Origin of the sequence: Paenibacillus sp. FSL H7-0940, from assembly GCF_037979415.1 — a bacterium.
GTDB lineage: Bacteria > Bacillota > Bacilli > Paenibacillales > Paenibacillaceae > Paenibacillus > Paenibacillus amylolyticus.
Genome location: NZ_CP150280.1, coordinates 6,627,116 through 6,648,983 on the forward strand (window position 1 = coordinate 6,627,116; position 21,868 = coordinate 6,648,983).

Genomic DNA, 21,868 nt, shown 5'->3' on the forward strand with positions numbered 1-21,868 from the left:
TTAAGTTATGTAACAAAGGGTCCTGATGACAGTTGTCATCAGGACCCTTTGTTTATGAATATAATTAATGTTCCTATGTCCAAAACAGTATGAGGCTATTATAATGAAAGCCTTTAACTGATATAGGATGAGTACTCTGATATTATGGGATGCACATTGATTTTCATCTATTTTCAGACTTAGTATTTATTATAGCATCATCCATAGTCATTTTAGTCTTGAGAGTAGCTGTTGATTATGCCCAAGTTGTAATCGTTTCAACCGGGAGACGATAGGAAGGATAGCCATCTTTGGCTGCTTTCCCTATGGAGATCAACATCACGGGCTGGAACCGTTCTTTATCCAGGCCGAACGCTTCGGCGATTTGACCTTTGTCATAACCGGCCATAGGGTTGGTATCATAACCATGGGCACGGGCAACGAGCATGAGTTGCATGGATATGAGGCCTGAGTCAATGAGGTTCATGTCACGCAATTCGGATGCGTTTATGTTCGCATAATAAGGTTTTACCTGCTGCATCTGCATATCCATGATGTCTTGGGGCATGTACCCAAGTTCCACTGATTTGCTGAAAATCTCTTCCATGTAATCAACGTTGTTGGCATCGTAAAACACGGCAATGACAGCGGAAGACGTTAGTGCCTGTGTCTGGTTAAAAGAGGCCAGCGGTGCAAGCTTCTCTTTGCCTTCAGTACTTTCGATAACAAGAAAACGCCAAGGTTGCATGTTAATGGCCGAAGGGGCACGTGAAGCCTTCGCCAGTATTTCGGTCATCTCCTCGCGGCTGATCTTCACTTCAGGGTCGTAGGCTTTAACGGAATGGCGCTCCAAGACGATGTTATCAAAATCATTTGTTTTGTTGAATTGACCGGTAATTGTGTTCATATTAAAATCTCTCCTCATATCTATATTGGTGAGAGTAGGGTATAAATTATATCTCCATCTGTCTCACTATGAGGATTGTAAACTATGAAGTATACTTTATAGCAAGAAGAAGAAACGGGGGAAATCCATATGAAGATTAGTGAAGTAGCGAACCATGTAAACCTTCCGATATCCACGATTCGTTACTACGAGAAAATAGGTGTGATCCCGGATGAACATATGCTGAGAGATCATAATAACTATCGAATATATGCGCAGAGCATTATTCAGCATCTGGAAGTGGTCAAACAATGTTTAGCTGTTGGTTTTACGATCCATGAGATCCAATCTATGATCTCTAAACATGGGTTTTCAAGTAATGATCAAGCAAGCGTTATCCAAGCGAAAATATCAGAAATTGAAGAAATACAAAATAAATTAGAGAATTCCAAACAAAATCTGTACGAAATTCTTAAATCGGATATCACGTGTGAGGATGGTTTTGGTAAGTATTAAGCCGGAAGTCCCTCTTAAGGTTTTCATTCAGTACGTTCTTACATCATATCGATTCAATCGAGTACATATCGTCCTGTATACGCAGATTACCGGGCTGCCCAGTTTCCACCTTCACTTCCGTAGCAAATACACCAGGCATGCGTCCGTCTGGGAACCATGGCTTCTGTTTATCAATGACAATAAACATACCTTCTGCATCACCCGTGGGGGAGAATTGTTTTCCGTCTCCGGCAAATGGTTCAAGTTGATAATGCTCATTCAATGTGTTCATTGTCTCAGGAACATCATCGACAGGCAGACCGATTTCACTAATACATAACAGATGCTTCGCTTCGAAAGCTTCATCAACTGCATTATCGAATGAATGGTGAGCGATAAATTCCATCAAGTTGCCGCTTGGATCATAAAAATAGAAGGCTGTTGCATCCCAGTAGGGGAAATAAAATTCATCTTGTCCATCTTTGGATAGCAATGAAATGTTACGGTCTTGAGCCCATCTTTTTGCATCAGCAAGTTTATTCGTTGGAATCGTAAATGCTACATGATAGTAGGGCTTTTCTTGTTCTGGCGCCTTCTTGAAAGAGAGGACCGAGTTCCCCGCACGGAATGAAACGCATGTTGCAGTATCCTCCACAAGATTCAATTCCAGTAGTGTACCGTAAAACTCTTTTATGGCCTCGACCTGATGTGTCAACAAACCAACTTCTCTTATTATCATTTCAACATCCTCCTTTTAATCTCACCTTTGATTGAAATACTCGATTGTTTTCTCAATAAATGCCTTGGCCGATTGCGTCAGGTAACGGTCGGACCGATGGATGATCTCAAAGTGCCGGTATGGCGGATCGTCTGTAATTCGGATGCAACGTAGCGTGGGCTCATTCATGGCTTTGATCAGAGGATAAGGCAGCAGTGTTCCTCCGACGTTGGCTTTGACCAGGCTAATGATGGAGGTTGCCGAACTGGTCTCCATGATGGTATTTAGGGTAAATCCATATTTACGGCAATAGCCATCGACCAATTCTCTGCCCGTAAATCCTTCGGGGAACATCACCGTTTGGATATCACGTAGCTCCTGAATTTCAATTGTGCTTCGTTCAGCCCAATCATGATTCTCGGATACGACCAGTACATATTCTTCACTGCACAAAGGAATGCGTACAAGCCGCCTATCCGGGGGAGACGTGATCTCGATGCCGATGTCGACTTCATTTTCCAACACTTGATTTACTACATAGATCGAAGAGATAACCTTCAATTGTACCTTGGGGAATCGGGCATGAAAATCAACGAGCAGCGGAGTGATACGGTAATCCAAATCGGATGGAAGAACACCAATAACCAATCGTCCCCGCTGATCATTCCGAAATTCAGCTAGCGCATCCTGGGTATTCTGTAAATGCCGGATCATCTGTACACAGTGCTCCAGAAACAGAGTGCCTGCCTGGGTCATCACAATCTTTTTGCCGACGCGGTCAAACAAAGGAACACCAAGTTCATCCTCCAACCCACGTATTTGTTGACTCAACGTAGGTTGAGATATGCCAAGTTTCTCAGCTGCCCGTGTAAAATGAAGCTCCTCACACACCGTAATAAAGTTTTCCATTTGACGAATCTCCATGAATTCACCTCTAATCATTGGTTTTAGTAATCATTTTGATAGAAACAATAGTATTGTTCAATCATTATAATGAATCTATACTTAATCGTGCAACACTCAAAGATCCTGACATTAACAAATAGGATCTTTGGTGAAGGCAAGAATACTACTCCCATGAGGTGATCCATAATGAAACTTTTTTATATTGTATTGGCGCTTATTCTGGCTTCACTGAACTTAAGACCACCGATTACTTCCATTTCTCCTCTGATGAGTACCATACAGAATGATCTAGGTTTGAGCGGCATGACCGCCAGTCTGTTAACTACACTACCGGTATTATGTATGGGCATATTCGCTCCATTCTCTGTAAGACTAAGTAGAAGGTGGGGGAACGAAGGAGCCATTGTGCTGGCTTTAATCCTTATTGGGATAGGTACGGGATTACGATTGTTCGTAGGCGCAACTCCATTGATGATGTTCACTTCTTTTCTGTCAGGTGTAGGGATTGCATTGGCAGGGCCGCTGTTGTCCAGCTTCATTAAGCAGTATTTCCCTAACCGAGTGGCAGCCATGGTCGGCATCTACTCTACAGCAATGGTGATGGGGGCCAGCATTAGTGTGGGATTATCGGTCCCGCTTCAGCAGACGTTGGGTGGATCTTGGAGAGGTTCTTTGGCTACATGGGCATTACTCGCAGCCATTGCATTGCCGATCTGGTTAAAATTAGCTTGGTCTGCGCGTACAGAGCGGCAATCCGGACAAACTTCGGCTGTAGTCCATGCACCACTTCCGGTGAAGAACAGGCGTGCATGGGTGCTGACACTGTTCTTCGGATTGATGGCCGCGATCTTCTATTCATTAACCGCCTGGCTTGCGCCAGCCATTCAGAGCCATGGATATAGCCAAGAGACTGCTGGCAACATTCAAACGTTATTTACATTGATATCACTGCCCTCAACGTTATTCATTCCCATGCTTGTACATCGGTACCAAAAACGTGTCTTCTGGCTTGTTGGATGTGCGATGTTGGAGTTAATAGGTGTCCTGATGCTGAATCTCTCTGTCAGTCCGTGGCTCGCTGCGATTCCGCTCGGGATTGGTGCAGGTGGATTGTTCCCGATTGCACTTATGTTGCCGATTGATGAGACAAACAATGCTCAGGAAGCGAGTAGCTGGTCGGCTATGACTCAATCTGGTGGCTACATTCTTGGAGCACTTGGGCCGCTGGCGATTGGTTGGCTCCGCGATCTAACAGGCAGCTTTGTGCAAGCATTTTATGGTTTGGCTATCATCATCGTGTTGCAGATTATCGTTCAATTGGCTATTGGTAATAAAAAAAGTTTAAAAGTTAGCCAGGAGCAGAGCTAAAAGGCATGTAAAGTAAAATGGATATAGAAATATGATGATCTTTATACATGATCTAATAAGTCCAGGTAGTACTGCCTTAATGCTTTCTGTAAGATGACGGGCTCCATAATCTTAATCGATTTACCATAGCCCGCAAGATATCTCACTATGAAATTAAGCTCGTGAGGTTCATACGAACCGACAAGATACATGTGTCCCCTCTTCTCGCTGATCTGCATAGATGGGAAATGTTCTTGCTGGAACAGCTCAATCCCGGCTTCATCAATCAGACAATTGAATGGAATTGCTTGTTCCGATGGTTTCCATAGAGATTGGGCATCCTGTGAATAGAGTTCCTTTACATGAGTTAAAGGTTCAATCTCCGTTGTTTCGGCTGAAATGATGCGGTCGCAGCGGAATACACGATAAGCTTGTTTATGCAGATCATAGGCCTGACAATACCAATAACCTTTCCTGGCATAGAGCGCGATGGGTTGAATGGTGCGGATATTGGTGTTTGTAGAAGATGGCCTTTGATCAGAGGATCTACGCTGATTAGCGTACGTAATCTGGATCACTATATTCTGCACAGCAGCCATCAACAGAAACTCCAAATGTGCACTGTCGCGGATCTGCTCGGTATGTTGGAAGTAAACCCGGTGTTGGATGTTCTCAATATCCTGTCGTTGCTTGTCGGATAACGCGCTCATAAATTTCTCGTGAATGGTACGGAAAGAGACTTGAAAGGGTAAGCTGGAGAAGCTGCGGAGAGCCTGCATCGCAAAATAAAGGGCATGAAGCTCCCCCGTATTAAACGAAATGGGAGGCAGCTGCATCTGTTGCAGCAGTCGATATCCGCCGTAGCGTCCATATTCGACATAGATGGGCGCACCTAACTCTTCCAATGAAGCGATGTCTCTTAACGCGGTTCGTTTGGAGATCTGGAACTCCTCCATGAGATCTTGCAGGGTGAACTGTTGTTTTTGGTTAATAAAGCGCAGCATCTGGTTCATACGTTCTGATTTTTTCATATCAAACCCTCTTAATGGTGCCATAGATTGGCACCTTTCGTTGTTATAGTGATAAGTGTAATCCAATAGGAACAAGGAGGCAATATAATGAATTTTGAAGTGATACCATTTTTGTCGATGAACGGGGATGCGGCGGCAGCCATTGCTTTTTATGAAGAGTTTCTGGGCGCCAAGGTGATATTCAAGAAAAGTTATAAAGAGATGAAGGAAATGAACCCGGGTTTCGAGTACCCTGCCGGTCAAGATGAGTATATTACACATTCGGTGCTGGAGATTGGGGTTAACAAAGTCATGATTGCGGAAGAAGCAATGGACACGGAGAGAGCATGGCAGCTGGGGAACAGCACGTCACTATGTATTCAATCCAAGGATAAAGATACCATCGATCAACTGTATCATTCTCTGATGCAACATGAGGGCGTGAAGATACTGGTACCGTATGAACAAAATGAATTCAGCCCAGGATACGGTATTGTAAGGGACCCATTTGGCATTGCGATTCAGCTGTGTGTCACTGTGCACGATTTTTAAAATGAGTTCAGGCCCCCGGTTAAGCACTCGGTATGTAAACCTGTAACTAACTTAAAAACATTAAAAAAAGAAGAGCCATGGATATCATGCGCTCTTCTTTTTTCGGTTTCTATACACAGGTCGTTCGAGCAACCAATGTTAAAGCGGACCCCTTTTCGTGTAAATCATATAGGTACGGATGTCGCTGTGTAAAAGCAAGTTCAATGGATAAAGGAAAGAAGGGATAACATGATTACGAGAGGAATTGACCATATTGGAATAACTGTACCGGACATGGAGCAGGCGACACTATTTCTACAACAGGCGTTTGGAGCTCAACTTGCCTATGACCATATAACGCCGGATGATCCCCCACAGGAAGGACCCGAGGCAGAGCGTAAATTAGGACTGCGTTCAGGAGCAAAGGTTATTCATATTCGGATGTTATCGCTAGGGGAGAGCGCCAGTATAGAGTTATTTCAGTACGCGAATACAGCGCAATCGGAGCCAGTTAGGGCATCAGATTACGGATTGCAGCATATGGCGTTGTATGTGGACGATATGCAAGAAGCTGCACGACACTTCAAGGAAGCGGGCGGGGTGTTGCTAACAGAGCCTGGGGCATTGACCGGTCATATTGAAGGTGGAGAAGGCAATCAGTTTGTGTATGGAAGAGCACCTTGGGGGATGCTGATCGAGCTGATCTCCTATCCTGCGGGCATTCAGTATCCGAATCACAGTGAAACGAAGCGCTGGACACCACGAAAGAAATAATGAAGATGAGACTGGATAAGAAACAGGACGATGCATGATAAATCGTTCTGTTTTTCTTGTATATAGGGGTTAAACGGTTATTAAAAAACAGAAATTATGTTACAAATACGTTACAAATACAGAAGTGTATACCTCTTTGCCTTATGTTACGATACGTACTAGTAGATACAGAGATATTTTACGGATAAGATAAGTTATAACGTCTCTTTTCTGGACGATGAATATGCTCCGAAAGTATGTTGATGGAACCCTTTTATCCAGGATATTGGAGAAGCATTGAAACGAAGGAACAACTATATATTTTGACTTCACAGGGTTGCAATAAAAATAAATAACAACAGGTGATCCAAAATGCTGCAAATCGGGTATCCATAGTAGAGCCATCTAGAACCTGATGGATACATATGTTGTTATGATTGTTTTTTGCTAGTTAAAGGCTGTCTATTATGGAATGAACTGTGGGGGTTATCAAGTGTCTATATTAGATATGGAAAAGAAAGATGTTGTCACCGATGCAATGGTCATCAAGGCGATGGAGAAAAGTCTTGCTATCATTCGATTTGATCTGGATCGCCGGGTAACCTACGTGAATGAAGTCTTTGCCCAGACGATGGGATATACGGTAGATGAGATGTACGGCATGAAGCATCAGCAACTGTGCTTCGGTCAATTTGCAAATACTCCGGAATATGATGCTTTTTGGAATAGCATATTTAATGGTGTCAGCTTCCAGGACAAGGTTGAACGCAAGGATGCAAAGGGGAATTCCGTATGGCTTGAGGCGACATATATGCCGGTGTACGATGAGACAAATCAGAAGATACTGGGTGTATCCAAAATCGCCACCAACATTACCAACCGTCAGAACAACATTTCGGTCGTAGTGAATGAGCTGAAAACGATGTCCCATGAACTGAATGGGCAGGCAGATGTAGGCATTGAACGGAGCCAGGAATTAATGTCCAGTATCTCCTATATCTCAGAGGTGTCAACTTCTAACCGTGCAACGTTGACCCATCTGCAGGAACAGGCCGGATCGATTCAGGGCGTGGTACGAACGATACGCGAGATTTCGTCTCAGACGCAACTGCTCGCGTTGAATGCTGCCATTGAGGCTGCACATGCAGGAGAATACGGACGAGGATTTGATATCGTGGCCAAGGAAGTTAAGAAACTATCCGCAATGGTGGAGAGTTCGATTAATGAGATTCGTGATAGTGTGACTGGAATAACCAAGGAGATTGGTAATATCACGGGTGGTACCAAAAAAGTAGAAGAATATGTGGAGCAGAGCCAGAAGCAGATTGAGATCGCATTGAATGATTTTACAGCAATTGCTGCTTCAGCTCACTTGTTGGATGCCAAAGCGGAGCATGTGACCAGAATCGTATAACAATATATAGTAATAGCGGTTCCTTGCACAGGAACCGTTTTTTTGTCGTTCAGCACTCAAAAAAACGGGAATTATTGTGATCAAACGGGGACACAATACTTGGGAATACCTGCAGCTATGTCATGCAGAGAAATGTTGGGGTGGGAACATGTGGTCAACAATTGTATCCTACGTGCCGGATTGGTCCATATGGATTCAGGCATTCTTGGTCTTCATCATTCCAATTGGTATTACATTGAGCATGCGCTGGATCAATGCTGCCATTAAGCGCGGAAGCTTCTCTCGTTCCAAGCCATCGTCCATATCCTCGAAGGATATCTCGCCAGCAGCCAAAGGGCAGGGTGAAGGGACCGAAACAGGCCACTATGCCAATATTAAATTAACCGAAAAGTACAGCATAAATCTGACGAGTGTGAAAGAAAGCTTTGGACTCAATGCAGACGTGCATATTCGAGAATTTATTATTAAGGGAACGAATACACGGGCTGCGGTCATCTATACCGAAGGCCTGGTAGATCAGGACTTAGTTGATGATCACTTGATTACACCGTTGATGTTCGAAGGTGTTCCTCTACTTAAGCAGGAGGGTTTTCTCCATCCAGACAACGCACACTTACTGTCGGCATATCTGCAAGATCAATTACTTCCTGTCAGTCTGGTTGAGGAGACGAAGTCCCTCCAAGAACTCGCAGTTGGTGTGTTGTTTGGGAAAAATGCACTGCTGGTTGATGGTTTGCCAGGTGCTTTATTAATTGGAGCTCATAAGATCAAAACAAGAGGTATGAATGAACCCTTGTCAGAGGGACTGCTTCGTGGGCCTCGTATTGGTTTTACAGAGCAATTAAGCGATAATACAGGCATTTTACGTCGTTATGGAAGTGATCAGAGCCTGTTTATTAAGAAGTATGAAGTGGGTTCACGGATCAAAAAAGATTTGGCGATAGCCTATATTCAGGATATTGCCGATCCAAATCTCGTTGCAGAAGTATGCAAGCGAATCGAAGAGATGGATATGGATTCAATGCTCGAATCAGGTTATGTGGAACAACTCATCGAAGATAATACGCTGAGTCCTTTTCAGCAGGTACTGAATACGGAAAGACCTGACCGAGTGATGGGTGCCCTTCTGGAAGGCCGAGTGGCAATTTTGTTGGATGGAACGCCATTTGTATTAATTGTACCGGTGACCTTTAGCATGTTGCTTCAGTCTCCAGAGGACTATTATGAACGCTGGATTCCTGGAACATTTTTGCGAGTGCTGCGTTTTATGGCCGCGATGCTGGCATTGCTTGCTCCTGCGCTCTATATCTCGTTTATCTCGTTCCATCCGGGTCTTATTCCAACCAAGCTGGTATTGACGATTATTGAAACGCGTACCGGAGTGCCATTCCCCTCAATTATTGAGGTACTCATCATGGAGCTTTCAATTGAAATCTTGAGGGAGGCCGGGATACGCTTGCCCAAACCGATTGCGCCAGCGATGGGTATCGTAGGAGGTCTGATTATTGGCCAAGCAGCGGTGCAAGCGGGAATAATAAGCCAATTTCTGGTCATTGTCGTTGCGGTAACAGCCATATCTTCCTTTACGATTCCTGTCTATAGTGCGGGATTAACGCTAAGGATTCTACGATTTGCCGCTATGTTCAGCGCAGCCGTACTTGGATTGTTTGGCGTGGTTATGTTCTTTCTGCTTGTGTGTACACATCTGGCACGACTCTCAAGCTTTGGCGTACCTTATGTTGCACCAGCCGTTCCTTATCACATGAATGAATGGAAGGATTTTGTTATCCGTGCTCCGCTAAACATGATGAGAATGCGTCCCAAGATGACTAATCCGATCGATGATGATCGGAAAAAATAAACGGAATTCCATCTACTGAAGGTCTGGAGGTGAACTAAAGTGAATGGCTCCCAAGGAAAGCTAACCACGACACAGGCCGTTGTAATTATTGTCAATTACATGCTTGGTGCCGGGATATTGACACTACCTCGAACGACCAGCAAAGCTGTCGGAACACCGGATGTCTGGATTTCCATTATCCTATCTGGATTCATTATCTTAGGCGTCGGAATTATTCTGGTTACGCTGTGTCGCAGATTCCCGGAGAAAACCGTCTTCCAGTTCACCCGTGAGATTACGGGCAGCTGGATTGCTTACATACTGGGATTGTCTATGATTATGTATTTCATAGTTATTGCCGCATTCGAAATCAGAGTTATGGCTGAAGTAACAGGGATGTATCTGCTCGAACGCACCCCCACCTGGGTGATTGTGATGGTCTTCATGTGGATCGGTGTATATATGATTTCAGGCGGGCTTGGCGTTATCGTACGCGTGTTTGAGATCATCCTTCCGATTACGATTATTATATTTGTGATTGAAATTTTGCTTAGTAATCAGCTATTCGAGATTGGCAATCTGAGACCCGTCCTCGGTGATGGGATTATGCCCGTTTTCCAAGGGTTGAAGCCTTCACTATTATCTTATACGGGCTATGAGGTGATGTTAATCATGACTGCCTATATGAAAAATCCGAAGAAGAGCAATAAAGCGATGACCTGGGGGATACTCATATCCACTATTATCTACTTGATCACGGTGGTGATGGTTATAGGCAGTTTATCGCTCGATGGCATCAAAACTCGAACCTGGCCAACGCTGGATTTGGTAAGAAGCTTCGAAATCCAGGGTCTGATATTCGAGCGTTTTGAATCCTTATTGCTGGTCATCTGGATTATGCAAATCTTTTCGACTACAGCAATTACACATTACTGCGCTTCGGTGGGTATTCGTGATTTGTTTCGTTCCAAAAAAATCAAAGGCATCATGTACGGCCTGCTGCCGTTCATTTATCTGACAGCAATGATACCCAAAACAGTGGATGATACCTTCGTACTAGGAGATATGCTAGGCAATGTGTCCGTATTTTTGTTTGGCATTTTACCTCTGGTACTACTGTTGTTAAGTCTGATTCGCAAAAAAGGAGGCAAGCATGCATGATTACATTCCGCATGTTGTTACGCTTAGCCACTGTATTATGCATTCTCTTAACGATATCCGGATGTTGGAGCAGTCGAGAGATAGAGGATCTAAGTGTCTACGTTGGTCTCGGGATCGATATCGGCAAAGAGACGGAATTTGAGGAGAACATCGCCAATCAGGGAGGAGGGTACTCCAAGCAGAACAATTTGACGGCCACGGTACAGATTGCTCCCGGTAATTCCAGCAGTCAAAAGAGCCAACAATCCGGTTCGCCTGCTTCTGGTAAAACGTCCTATTCCAATGAACAGCTTACCGGAGATTCCTTGCTGCAAATCTTTCGTCAGTTTGCACTGAGACGAGATCATCCGCTCATCGGACATCATCTGAAGGTTATCGTTGTGTCCAAGGATATCGCCAAAAAGTATGGTCTGGACCAGCTGCTGGATTTTGTCCTTCGGGATAACGATATTCGTCCTAACTGTCTGGTGTTGATTAGCCATCATCGCGCTGTTGATGTACTGACTTCAGATGATCCTTCCCGGATTCCAGCATTTTATCTTACAGGTATTACCGGTAATTCATACTTGTCCAATAAAATCCTGGACCCCGTTCTACTCTCCAAATTAGATGCACAAATGCAATCCGGTTCCAGCTTTTTGCTCCAGAATGTACTGAACTTCAATGGAGAGGACAAGTTCTCCGGTGCCAGTATCTTTGATGGGAAAACAACAAAATTCATCGGGGAACTCAGCCAAACGGATCTAGAAGGGCTATCTTGGCTCAGACCTAAAGAAAAAGGAGGTATCTTGAAGACATACAATAAAGAGGGGTTCACTGTTGTATATGAAATGAAGAAGAAAAAAACAACAATAATTCCAAAAGTGGTTGGCGATGATATTTCATTCCATGTGAAAACTGAATCCGAAGGCTGGTTGATGGAGGATTGGCGTGCTCCCGAGGAAGAGGAAAAAGGTGCGTATCTCAGTGAATTGGAAAAAGAATTTGCTGAACTTGCCAAACAACAGATTCGACAGTTGTTATACAAACTTCAGCATACCTATAAAGTAGATGTTGCGGATTTTCGGGATAGCTTGCGTATTAAAGAACCTAAAACATGGAAAAAAGTCAAAGACGATTGGGATAAAATTTTTAGCACCGTGCCGATCACCTATGAGGTAAAGACCACCATCACGAATCCGGGGTCTTCCACCGAATAGCGAGGTGTGCCATATATTATTTAATTGTTGACACATTCATGATAGATCGCTATATTAGTAAAAAATCATTTTCTTATCCAGAGAGGTGGAGGGACTGGCCCTTAGAAACCTCAGCAACAGATCTGAAGGATACTGTGCTAATTCCAGCGGGTGAAAGCCTGATAGATAGGAGCGTTTGTTTTTATTTGTCAGTAACGGCGCACTCTTTAGGCAGAGTGGGTCTTTTTTGTTTTTTCTGGATGAAGAAGTAGGGGAGCAGCAGGTATGGAGAACAACAACGACAAAGGGCATTTTCAGCGGAAAATGCAGGCACGGCATGTGGTCATGCTCTCTCTCGGAGGAGTCATTGGAACGGGATTATTCCTCAGCTCAGGTTACACGATTCAGCAGGCGGGACCACTGGGAACCATTCTGTCCTATCTGATTGGAGCCATCGTTGTATATCTGGTGATGCTCTGTCTTGGTGAACTGTCTGTTCATATGCCAGAGACGGGAGCATTTCATAGTTATGCAGCCAAATATATCGGACCGGCAACAGGTTACACGGTGGCTTGGTTATACTGGTTAACCTGGACTGTTGCGCTTGGCTCCGAATTCACAGCCGCCGGATTGCTTATGCAGCGCTGGTTCCCATCGGTAAACGTATGGATATGGAGCGCGGTTTTTGCACTGATGATCTTTCTGTTTAACGCTCTAACGGTGAAATTTTTTGCGGAATCCGAGTTCTGGTTCTCATCTGTAAAAGTAGTGACTATCGTAATCTTCATTATTATCGGTGGCGCAGCCATGTTTGGTATCATTCCCATGGCGGATTCTGAACCGGCTCCATTTCTATCGAATATTACCGCATCCGGGTGGTTCCCTCATGGGGCTACAGCGATATTGATGACCATGCTTGCTGTAAACTTTGCCTTCTCAGGCACCGAGTTAATCGGCATTGCCGCCGGTGAGACGGAGAACCCGGAAAAGACGATACCAAAGGCTATTCATACAACGCTGTGGCGTTTGGTTATTTTCTTCATCGGAACGATTATTATCTTGTCGGCCTTGCTGCCCATGTCGGATGCCAGTGTACTGGAAAGTCCGTTTGTAGCGGTAATGGAGCGGGTGGGTGTACCCTATGCAGCAGACATTATGAACTTTGTTATTCTGACGGCGATTCTCTCTGCTGCCAATTCAGGCCTGTATGCATCTTCACGTATGCTCTGGTCTCTGGCTGACAAAAGAACGATCTCTCCGTGGTTTGCCAAATTGACCAAAAGCGGAGTACCGCTGAATGCACTTCTGATTAGTATGGTGGGTGGTGCGCTGGCTTTGCTGTCCAGCATCATTGCGCCAGGTACCGTGTATATTACACTGGTTTCCATTTCAGGTCTGGCTGTCGTTGCAGTATGGATGAGTATCAGTGCCTCCCAATACATGTTCCGCAGACAATATATCCGGGAAGGACATGCGGTCAAAGATCTGGTCTACCGCACACCACTGTATCCGGTGGTACCAATTGTTTCATTTATATTATGCCTGGCTTCATGCATAGGTATTGCCTTTGACCCGACACAGCGAATTGCGCTGTATTGTGGGGTTCCGTTTATCGCAGTATGTTACGCTGCTTATTATCTGACAGAACGTGTGAATAAGAAAAGAGGACAAGTACATGACGCAAGCACAACAGACTAACCCCATAGAACAGATCCTTCGTGAACATCCGGTCATGATTCTGGATGGAGCGTTGGCTACGGAACTCGAACAGCATGGATGTGATCTCGATGATCCACTATGGTCTGCTCGTGTGTTGCTTGAGAATCCGGATGTTATTGTTCAGGTCCATGCAGATTATTTTCGAGCAGGAGCCGACTGTGCGATTACATCCAGTTATCAGGCGACGGTGGATGGTTTCCGTAAGAGAGGGATCGATGAACAGTCAGCACTGGAGCTGATCCGGAAGACGGTGGAACTGGCTGTACAGGCGAGAGATGACGTGTGGGCAGAAGTGCAGAGTAGTTTAGTAGGGAGAGAAAGCTCGACAGGTCAGCTTGTAGAAGCTCCTTCGGTACGTTCCGAGAACGTAGAGAATGAGGAGCATATAACAGATCGTACAGTAGATCGCGAAGGAGACAGTTTTCGTCCACGTCCAATTATTGCCGGGTCCGTTGGTCCGTACGGCGCCTATCTGGCGGATGGTTCAGAGTATGTGGGACATTACGGCGTGTCGGATGAGACGCTGGCCGCATTTCACCGTCCACGTATGGCGGCGCTGCTTGAAGCGGGTGCTGATATTCTGGCGTTTGAGACGATTCCTTCCCTGCAGGAAGCACAGGTGCTGGTTGATGTACTGAAGGAGTTCCCTCATGCGTATGCCTGGTTATCATTTTCTTTAAAAGACGGGACAAGCATCAGCGAGGGCACACCGCTTGAGGTATGTGCACAGACGTTTGGCTCCGAGCCGCAGATTGCGGCGATTGGCCTGAACTGTGCTCCGATGGAAGTGGTGACGGAAGCAGTGGGTATTCTCAGCAGTGCTAGCGACAAACCTGTTATTGTGTATCCGAACTCAGGTGAGACGTATGATGCAGTGACGAAGACGTGGAGCGGACAGGGTACCTGTGGCAGCATGAGTGATGCTTCGAAACAGTGGGTTGTTGCGGGCGCGCAAATTATTGGCGGCTGCTGCCGTACTACGCCACATCAGATTGGTGCACTTGCGAAGAAATGGCGGAATTAGTTCATATCATGATAACAAGCCCTTCCACATCCTATAGAGGTATGGAAGGGCTTGTTTTATTGTGTTAAGGCATTCTGATTACATTATTCGATAACCAGTATACGTGGCGATGCTTCCCGAATGATTCTCGAAGAGAACCACGAGCCAAGACTGGCTGCAATGATGCTTAGACAGGTGAACAGTACCATTCCACCCCAATGCAGGATCAGTGGAAGCTGTACGATACCATAACCGGAAAGGACCATTTCGAGTAGAAGAGGCAGCAGGTATACGCCGACGAAAATACCCAGTATGGCTCCCACGGAGGACAGTATGAACATTCCCATGGTGAGCGACAACCGGATTTGGCGAGATGTCATTCCCAGCGATTTGTATATCCCGTACGTTCTGCTTTCTTTACGGATATTGATTCTACAGGTACTGAAAATAATGATGAACGTCACAATGATAAACAGCAATCCGATCAGGCTCATCGGATAGATCAGGATGTTAGCGGCTTCCGCGTAAACCGAATCAAGCAAAGTCTTTTGAGTGACTACCGAAGCAAAATCTTTAAATTGCTCATTTAATTCCGAGGCAACCTTACCCGCTTGTGCCATATCGTTCACATTGATGAAGATAACATCAAATTCACTATAATCCGGGTTCACACTTCTCATGGCATCAATGGTGATTCTGCCTGAAACAGACATGTTGGCGAACGCCTGATAGATGCCTGTGATGAGGAATGTACGCTTTTCTCCTTCAATATAGATATCGATAAGATCACCGAGATCTTTATTTGATGTTTTGGCTACACTTACACCAATGGCAATTTCATTCGCATGTTGTGGGTTAACCCCTTTTAACGTTTCGAATCCAAGTTCCTGATAACTCCCGTCCAGTACACTCAAGTTGAGACTGATGGATTGGCCCTCTACTGCTGCCAAAGACTCCGGGCTAATTACACCCGTTGTGTTCCCTTGCCAGCCTACATTGCTGATCCTCGAATCCTGCGCTAACACGTGCTTTAGTTCAGCCTTGGGGAAGTTACTTTTGTTCACTACGACTGTTGCGATATTGGCATTGTCATACCCCCATTTAGCTGCGGTCTGTTCAATTCCGTTTATACTGGTCAGCAGAACATACCCCAAAACTAGTACGGAGGAAGCCATGGTAGTCAGCAGGATTGTTAGAACAGAGCTTTTGGTGTTTTTGAACACATGTCGGAATCCAAGCACGGCGGTCACAGGCAGTCGTGTGAACCCGATCCAGTGCGCCAATGGCGAATTCATTTTGCCAGCCATCCGGCTGTGATCTGTCTCCGACATACCATAACGAATAGCCTGCACGGGCTGTATGCTGCGTGCCTTTTTGGCATATAACACAGTGAACAGAATCACTAGAGTAAATAGTAGTACGCCGGCCAGTATGGCCGCATCCAATCCTTGGACTGGAATGTTCTGATTCCCCACTCGAAGAGAGGATACAGAAATATTAATGATCCATTTGGATATCCATATACTGAGTGCAAGTCCTGGGATAATGGCTACGATGGATATCAATGCATATTGAATAACATAGGTGCCTATCGTTTTTCGGGAAGTCAGACCTAGTGATTTGAGGATTCCTATCGTTCTGTAATTGGCCAGGATGGCATCCGCAATCGTAAATCCGATGGTCATCAGGGCGATAGAGAGCATGACAACACCCATGAATATCATGATGAATCCAATAACCTGATTGATGATCAGATAAAAAGAGGCAATGGCCTCGAACTCCATTTTGGATTCCAGAAACGGAATACCTGTCTCACGATTGTACCGTTCCCAATACACCGAATTCATGCTGTAATCGTTAAAATGGATGCCCATCATACGATTCTCGTTGCCAGCAAGTGTAGCGAGATCATGTTGATAATCGGTAGGATTCATCCAGACCCGTGCTGTATTGGAGAAGGGTGCCCCATATGGTACATCGATGACAATGCCCGATACATTCAATTCGAGTGTGCTTGAGCCGGTTTTGAAGCCAATGGTATCACCTACCGAAATATGATAAGCATTCGCCATGGACGTTGGAATCCAGACTGAGCCTTGTTCGGGAACTGTGTCGGGCGTCCCGCTTGAGAAAATTAGTTCATCCACACCCCATGGCGGCGGAGGCGTATTAAACATATACAGGTAGATGTTAGGGATGTGAGTTTCATTCAAAATGATGCCTGACAATGTACGATACGTTAGCAAAGGGGACACCTGAGCTCCATCCTGAGAAGCCCACCAGTTGTGCACAGCGTCAGGGTCATTGAGCCCTTTTTCAAACGTCAGGATCTGATGAGATCCATGGGTTCGGGTATGCATTTCATAAAACTGATTGCCTGTGTTCGCCAGAATGACAATAGCTGTAGATACAAGAAGTGTCGAGAGTAGCAGGAGCAGCGCAATCAACGCATTTTGTATTTTGTTCCTACTCAGATACGACAAGCTAAGTTTAAACATGACTGCCATCGTTATTCCTTCCCCGTAACCAAAGCGAAGATAATCGCTTCACGATCCTGAATTTGATGTTCGTCATAAGTGTCAAACTCAAGGATTCCGCCAATCTTGCCGTCCAAAATGTAGATCAGGCGATCTGCCCGACAGGCGGCCTTGATATCATGCGTCACCATAACAACGGACTGTCCTTTCCGGTTGAGATTCGTAAGGATATCGAGAACAGCTGTGCCGTGTTCCATATTTAAGCTTCCGGTCGGTTCATCCGCAAAAATGATATCCGGCGAATTGATCAAAGCCCGTGCAATGGCAGCTCGCTGCTGCTGTCCTCCGGAAGTTTGGGAGGGAAGGCGATTACGCTGTTCATCGATATCCATGGCATTCATCAGCTCAGCAGCGCGGGATTGGATGTCCTTTGTTTTGTTTCCAGCGATATATCCCGGTAAAGCGATGTTCTCTTTGATGGAAAGGTCCGGGACCAGATTGATGCTCTGATAGATATAACCAATCCTGCGGGTGCGGAAGTTGGACATTTCTCGTTCACTGTAAGCGTCAATCCGCTGGTCGTGAAAATAGACCTCACCTGCTGTGATCTGGTCCAGTCCGCTTAGCAGATATAGGAGGGTTGATTTGCCAGAGCCAGAGTTACCCATGATGACCGTGAATTCTCCTTCATAGATGTCGATATCAACATTACGGATGGCATGATGTTGCTTACTTCCGCTGTTGTACGTTTTGCACAGATTCTGTGCACGGATAATCACTTTTTTGGACAAGTCGAATCACTCCCGAGTACAGTATAGGATTCATTCTAGAGGAGGGATGTTGAGGAAGCCTTATCAAATTATGAATAAAGTATTACAGCTGTGGAGTGTAGGTTCAGGTGGGCTCAGCAGATCGGCAGATAGAACCGGAAGGTTGTACCTTGGCCTTCTTTACTAGTAAAGGAAATATGACCTCCGTGTGCTTCAATAATGCTTTGGCAGATAGAAAGGCCCAGCCCTGTACCTTCCTGAACACGTTGTTCTGCATGACTCGTCTGGCCTCTGAAGTAACGCTGGAAAACAAAAGGCATATCCTGCACACGTATTCCCTGACCCGAATCCGCAATCGTCACTTTCAAGTGTCCGGATTCCAGTTCCATATCTATACGTATCGTGTCTCCTGGAGCTGTATGCTTGAGGGCATTGGCGGCAAGATTGGAGATCACCTGTTCAATTCGAGTGGGGTCGATAGCGATTAACACATTGGGGATGTAGTTGGGTCCTTTATAGATAAGCCCCTTTGTTAGGACAACATGTTCAATAGGTTTCAACATCGTCTCCAGTATAGGCGCACTGTACATTTCACGGGTTTCCACCGAAATTTGCCCCAATTCCTGAAGTGCATGAACCAGCAGATCCTCCACAAGGCGTGCCGTTTTATCCGTATGGGTCCGCATGACTCCCATATATTCCATCAGCGTCTCCTGATCGTTGCATAGTCCTTCCTCAATAGCTTCTATGTATGCTTTTATCGTGGTAATTGGTGTTTTAATATCATGAGATATATTGGTGATGAGTTCTTTTTGTGCTTGTTCCTGCTGGATACGCTGCTCGCTCATATGTTTAATCTCCGTGCGCATGAGATCAAACATGGCATATACTTCGAGTAATTCATCGTTCCGGTTGTACTGGATGTTTTCTTCATAATTGCCTTTAAGCATGGATTCCGCATGTTGCTTCAATTGATGGATGGGAGAGAGCAGGTGTTTGTCCAGTTTTCGTTTCATCCAGAATAGAAATAAGCTCAGGATCAGTGACAGGAGCATGAGTGCGCTAATCAATATAACCGCTAAAGTCATCGATTGCTGAACCGTAACCATGGCTTGGGGGATGGAAAAGATAGCATTGCCGATCTGACTTCCCACGGGTCCATCCATCACGGGAAAAGCAATATCAAGCAAATCGTTACCGTCCGCGGCCTGCGTGGCATGATGCAGATCATAATGAAGGGCTGAACGCAGATTAACTTGCGTTCCTTCAGAGGTGGGGTCGGAGGACAGAATGACTTTTCCATCCAAGTTTAGATAGGTAAGCAGAACCCCGGTCTCTCTGGCGGTGGAACGTATGACTTCACGAATATTTTGTTCATTAAGATGCTGATGATTTTGCTCCAAAGCGAGTAAGATTGGATTGACCTTGAGTCGAACCTGATTCAGGGACAGATTGGATTCGCCTGAATTTCGATCTTGTAACAGCATCATCGACAGTGCAAGGATACTTAAAACGATAATAATGAGAAGCCCAAGTGTTGTTAACAACCAGCGTTTGGACCAGCTGTTCAATGACATGTGGGAGCCTCCAATCTCACTTATTCGTAATTGAATTTGTAACCGACACCCCATACCGTCTTCAGAACGATCGGATGCGAGGCATCTGCCTCGATTTTCTCACGCAGTCTGCGAATGTATACGGTTACGGTATTTTCATCGCCGTAGGTTGCATATCCCCAGATGGCGTCGAGCAACTGGGCTTTGGAAAATACCTGATTCTTGTGGCTTGCCAGATAATGAAGTAGTTCGAATTCTTTGGCAGATAGAGATACTTCCGATCCGTTCAATGTAACTTTATAGGCTTTTTTATCAATCACCAGGTTTCCAAGATGCAACAGATCTGTTCTGTCTCCAACGGATGTCATACTGTCATAACGCCTGAAGTGGGCATTAATTCGTGCTAACAATTCGCTCAGCGAGAAGGGCTTGGTCATATAGTCGTCTGCTCCAAAGCCAAGACCAAGTACCTTATCGGTATCACTGCCTCTGGCACTTAGAATGAGGATGGGGATATTGTTGCGCCTTCTGATCTCTCGACAGACCTCGATCCCGTCCATGTCCGGAAGCATAATGTCCAGAATGATATAGTCTGGTTGAATAAGCTCCATAATCTGAAGTCCATCTTGTCCAGTGGCTGCCACGGCGGCTTCATATTGATTTTTGGTTAAATAATCTCGCAGAATGCGCGAAATATCTGATTCATCCTCAATGATGAGGACTTTGCGCTGGTGGGTTAGCATATGTATCGCTCCAGTATGATAGATATGGATTTAATGGATATGTATGAATTTGTAAAAAAACTGTCTCTATAATTGTACAGTCTTGTTCTGTGGGAGTCACATGAAAAAATATTGAAGTGAACTTCATTCTTATAAAAAACGTTCTGACTTCCAGTCGTACTGAAAGTTGATTACAGTTCAATGTATCAAAATAACCCATGAACCTCTTTAAGGTCATGGGTTTCTGATACTGAACATCATACATGCTCCAGATCATCGATAGGCTCATGCTGCTTGGATTTGAGATATTCCGCCGGAGACACACCAAAGTGTGCCCGGAATACCCGGTGGAAATAGGAGTAACTTGCAAAACCGCAGGATTCGGCAATATGCTCCAGTGTCATTTCACTGTATTTCATTCGTTCCAATGCCGCATTCAAACGGATCTCAATCGCATATTGAATCATGGTCTGATTGTAGTGCTCCTTAAATAAACGGACTGCACGTGACAGGCTGAGACCCGCATAACGAGCCGCTTCATCAAGCTTGAACGTAACCGTGGCATGCTCCTCTATAAAACGTTTTAACTTCAGCGCAGAGGAAACAGCCCGATCGGTCTGAATATTCTCTTTAATTGCCCGGTCAATATATAGACATAATCCGCGCAGTAACGCATCCTTTAGCTCCGCATTTTCCTCAAGAGGTCCGCGACGTTTCTCAAGTAACATATTTCTCCACAGGCTGATGAGCTTGTCATCAAGTCCAATCCGGCTCACGGTAGATCGATGCTGCCGTTTCCACCAGTTCTCGATCCAGCTGCCCTCGCAGAACAGATAATAATCTCCGCTAGACAAGCGTCCTTCCTTATGTGGTTCATCGACCACGAGATGATAGTCGTCACCAGGCTTTAAGAGCAGCAAATCCCCGCTAGTCATCCTGAATTCTTCATCCTGTACATACACTTTGCACGAGCCTTCGGTCTGCAGACGGAACAGATAGGTTTGCAACTCGCCCTTCATATTATGAGTGAACGCCTTATAGTGGTATGAGTAGTCACAGATCAGTACAGATGTCTCTAACGTATCCAAAGATAAAATCCCCCAATATGTACATCCTTTTACATCATAAGTTTAACTTAACATTTACACGAAAACGGAGAGGACAGAAAGAACCTGAAGAAACGGAGTGTTCGCCTTTATCACCGGATTTTATCCTTTTGAAAAGGAAATTAAAAAAATCTGGGGATAACAGCGATCGGAAGGTTGTTCTGTCATCGGAGTGCCAGTGTAAATATCTTCAGTTGAAATTAGGTACATTCAATTGATGCAAAATGATGGAAATAAAATTTGATCAGATAGTTCATGTTCTGACTATATTGTATATGTTCATTCTAGCCTGTTTTG

The 21,868-nt window shown here is 45.0% G+C and carries 19 protein-coding genes and 1 riboswitch; of the genes, 10 read left to right on the forward strand and 9 right to left on the reverse strand.

What is annotated here, in order from left to right:
- Nucleotides 1–235: 235 nt before the first annotated feature.
- Nucleotides 236–886 (reverse strand): nitroreductase family protein, encoded by a 651-nt coding sequence (locus MHB71_RS29045; protein ID WP_340028292.1) that lies wholly within the window; start codon nucleotides 884–886, stop codon nucleotides 236–238.
- Nucleotides 887–1,015: 129 nt separating this feature from the next.
- Between MHB71_RS29045 and MHB71_RS29050 the strand changes: the two genes are divergently transcribed.
- Nucleotides 1,016–1,381 (forward strand): MerR family transcriptional regulator, encoded by a 366-nt coding sequence (locus tag MHB71_RS29050; protein ID WP_340028293.1) that lies wholly within the window; start codon nucleotides 1,016–1,018, stop codon nucleotides 1,379–1,381.
- 43 nt (nucleotides 1,382–1,424) lie between these two features.
- Here MHB71_RS29050 and MHB71_RS29055 read toward each other — a convergent pair whose 3' ends face one another.
- Complete coding sequence (locus tag MHB71_RS29055; RefSeq protein ID WP_340028294.1) at nucleotides 1,425–2,099, reverse strand: VOC family protein; 675 nt, start codon at nucleotides 2,097–2,099, stop codon at nucleotides 1,425–1,427.
- A gap of 21 nt (nucleotides 2,100–2,120) precedes the next feature.
- Nucleotides 2,121–3,002, reverse strand: a complete 882-nt coding sequence (locus MHB71_RS29060) for a LysR family transcriptional regulator (RefSeq protein ID WP_340028295.1) — start codon at nucleotides 3,000–3,002, stop codon at nucleotides 2,121–2,123.
- Nucleotides 3,003–3,170: 168 nt separating this feature from the next.
- Here MHB71_RS29060 and MHB71_RS29065 point away from each other — a divergent pair, with 168 nt between their 5' ends.
- Nucleotides 3,171–4,352, forward strand: a complete 1,182-nt coding sequence (locus MHB71_RS29065; RefSeq protein ID WP_340028296.1) for an MFS transporter — start codon at nucleotides 3,171–3,173, stop codon at nucleotides 4,350–4,352.
- A 41-nt stretch (nucleotides 4,353–4,393) separates the two neighbouring features.
- On the opposite strand, the gene MHB71_RS29070 is transcribed toward MHB71_RS29065, so the two are convergent.
- Nucleotides 4,394–5,362, reverse strand: coding sequence for a YafY family protein (locus MHB71_RS29070; protein ID WP_340028297.1), 969 nt, complete (start codon nucleotides 5,360–5,362; stop codon nucleotides 4,394–4,396).
- Nucleotides 5,363–5,449: 87 nt separating this feature from the next.
- Here MHB71_RS29070 and MHB71_RS29075 point away from each other — a divergent pair, with 87 nt between their 5' ends.
- From MHB71_RS29075 to mmuM, 8 genes are all read left to right on the forward strand, one after another.
- Entirely contained in the window at nucleotides 5,450–5,893 is a 444-nt protein-coding gene (locus MHB71_RS29075) for a VOC family protein (RefSeq protein WP_036606754.1), read from the forward strand.
- A 228-nt stretch (nucleotides 5,894–6,121) separates the two neighbouring features.
- Nucleotides 6,122–6,646, forward strand: a complete 525-nt coding sequence (locus tag MHB71_RS29080; RefSeq protein WP_340028298.1) for a VOC family protein — start codon at nucleotides 6,122–6,124, stop codon at nucleotides 6,644–6,646.
- Nucleotides 6,647–7,118: 472 nt separating this feature from the next.
- Nucleotides 7,119–8,039, forward strand: coding sequence for a PAS domain-containing methyl-accepting chemotaxis protein (locus MHB71_RS29085; RefSeq protein WP_235200715.1), 921 nt, complete (start codon nucleotides 7,119–7,121; stop codon nucleotides 8,037–8,039).
- Nucleotides 8,040–8,187: 148 nt separating this feature from the next.
- Nucleotides 8,188–9,900, forward strand: a complete 1,713-nt coding sequence (locus tag MHB71_RS29090) for a spore germination protein (protein ID WP_100529892.1) — start codon at nucleotides 8,188–8,190, stop codon at nucleotides 9,898–9,900.
- Between the two features lie 39 nt (nucleotides 9,901–9,939).
- Nucleotides 9,940–11,040: a spore germination protein gene (locus MHB71_RS29095; protein ID WP_036606759.1), complete on the forward strand. Its 1,101-nt coding sequence runs from the start codon at nucleotides 9,940–9,942 to the stop codon at nucleotides 11,038–11,040.
- Nucleotides 11,037–12,239, forward strand: coding sequence for a Ger(x)C family spore germination protein (locus MHB71_RS29100; RefSeq protein WP_051447013.1), 1,203 nt, complete (start codon nucleotides 11,037–11,039; stop codon nucleotides 12,237–12,239). The genes MHB71_RS29095 and MHB71_RS29100 overlap by 4 nt, the downstream gene beginning before the upstream one ends.
- 70 nt (nucleotides 12,240–12,309) lie before the next feature.
- A riboswitch (SAM riboswitch) is annotated at nucleotides 12,310–12,411 on the forward strand.
- A 92-nt stretch (nucleotides 12,412–12,503) separates the two neighbouring features.
- Nucleotides 12,504–13,916: an S-methylmethionine permease gene (gene mmuP / locus MHB71_RS29105; RefSeq protein ID WP_340028299.1), complete on the forward strand. Its 1,413-nt coding sequence runs from the start codon at nucleotides 12,504–12,506 to the stop codon at nucleotides 13,914–13,916.
- Entirely contained in the window at nucleotides 13,894–14,961 is a 1,068-nt protein-coding gene (gene mmuM, locus MHB71_RS29110; protein WP_338707075.1) for a homocysteine S-methyltransferase, read from the forward strand. The genes mmuP and mmuM overlap by 23 nt, the downstream gene beginning before the upstream one ends.
- A gap of 83 nt (nucleotides 14,962–15,044) precedes the next feature.
- Here the strand turns inward: mmuM and MHB71_RS29115 are convergent, their stop codons facing one another.
- The 5 genes from MHB71_RS29115 to MHB71_RS29135 form a co-directional block, all read right to left on the reverse strand.
- On the reverse strand, nucleotides 15,045–17,447 hold the full coding sequence (locus tag MHB71_RS29115; protein ID WP_340028300.1) for an FtsX-like permease family protein: 2,403 nt from the start codon (nucleotides 17,445–17,447) through the stop codon (nucleotides 15,045–15,047).
- A 2-nt stretch (nucleotides 17,448–17,449) separates the two neighbouring features.
- Complete coding sequence (locus MHB71_RS29120; RefSeq protein WP_340028301.1) at nucleotides 17,450–18,208, reverse strand: ABC transporter ATP-binding protein; 759 nt, start codon at nucleotides 18,206–18,208, stop codon at nucleotides 17,450–17,452.
- A gap of 113 nt (nucleotides 18,209–18,321) precedes the next feature.
- Nucleotides 18,322–19,764, reverse strand: a complete 1,443-nt coding sequence (locus MHB71_RS29125) for an ATP-binding protein (protein WP_340028302.1) — start codon at nucleotides 19,762–19,764, stop codon at nucleotides 18,322–18,324.
- Between the two features lie 20 nt (nucleotides 19,765–19,784).
- The gene (locus MHB71_RS29130) at nucleotides 19,785–20,486 is read right to left on the reverse strand and encodes a response regulator transcription factor (RefSeq protein WP_340028303.1); all 702 of its coding nucleotides are present in this window, start codon (nucleotides 20,484–20,486) and stop codon (nucleotides 19,785–19,787) included.
- 236 nt (nucleotides 20,487–20,722) lie between these two features.
- Entirely contained in the window at nucleotides 20,723–21,553 is an 831-nt protein-coding gene (locus tag MHB71_RS29135) for an AraC family transcriptional regulator (RefSeq protein WP_036668130.1), read from the reverse strand.
- Nucleotides 21,554–21,868: the final 315 nt, after the last annotated feature.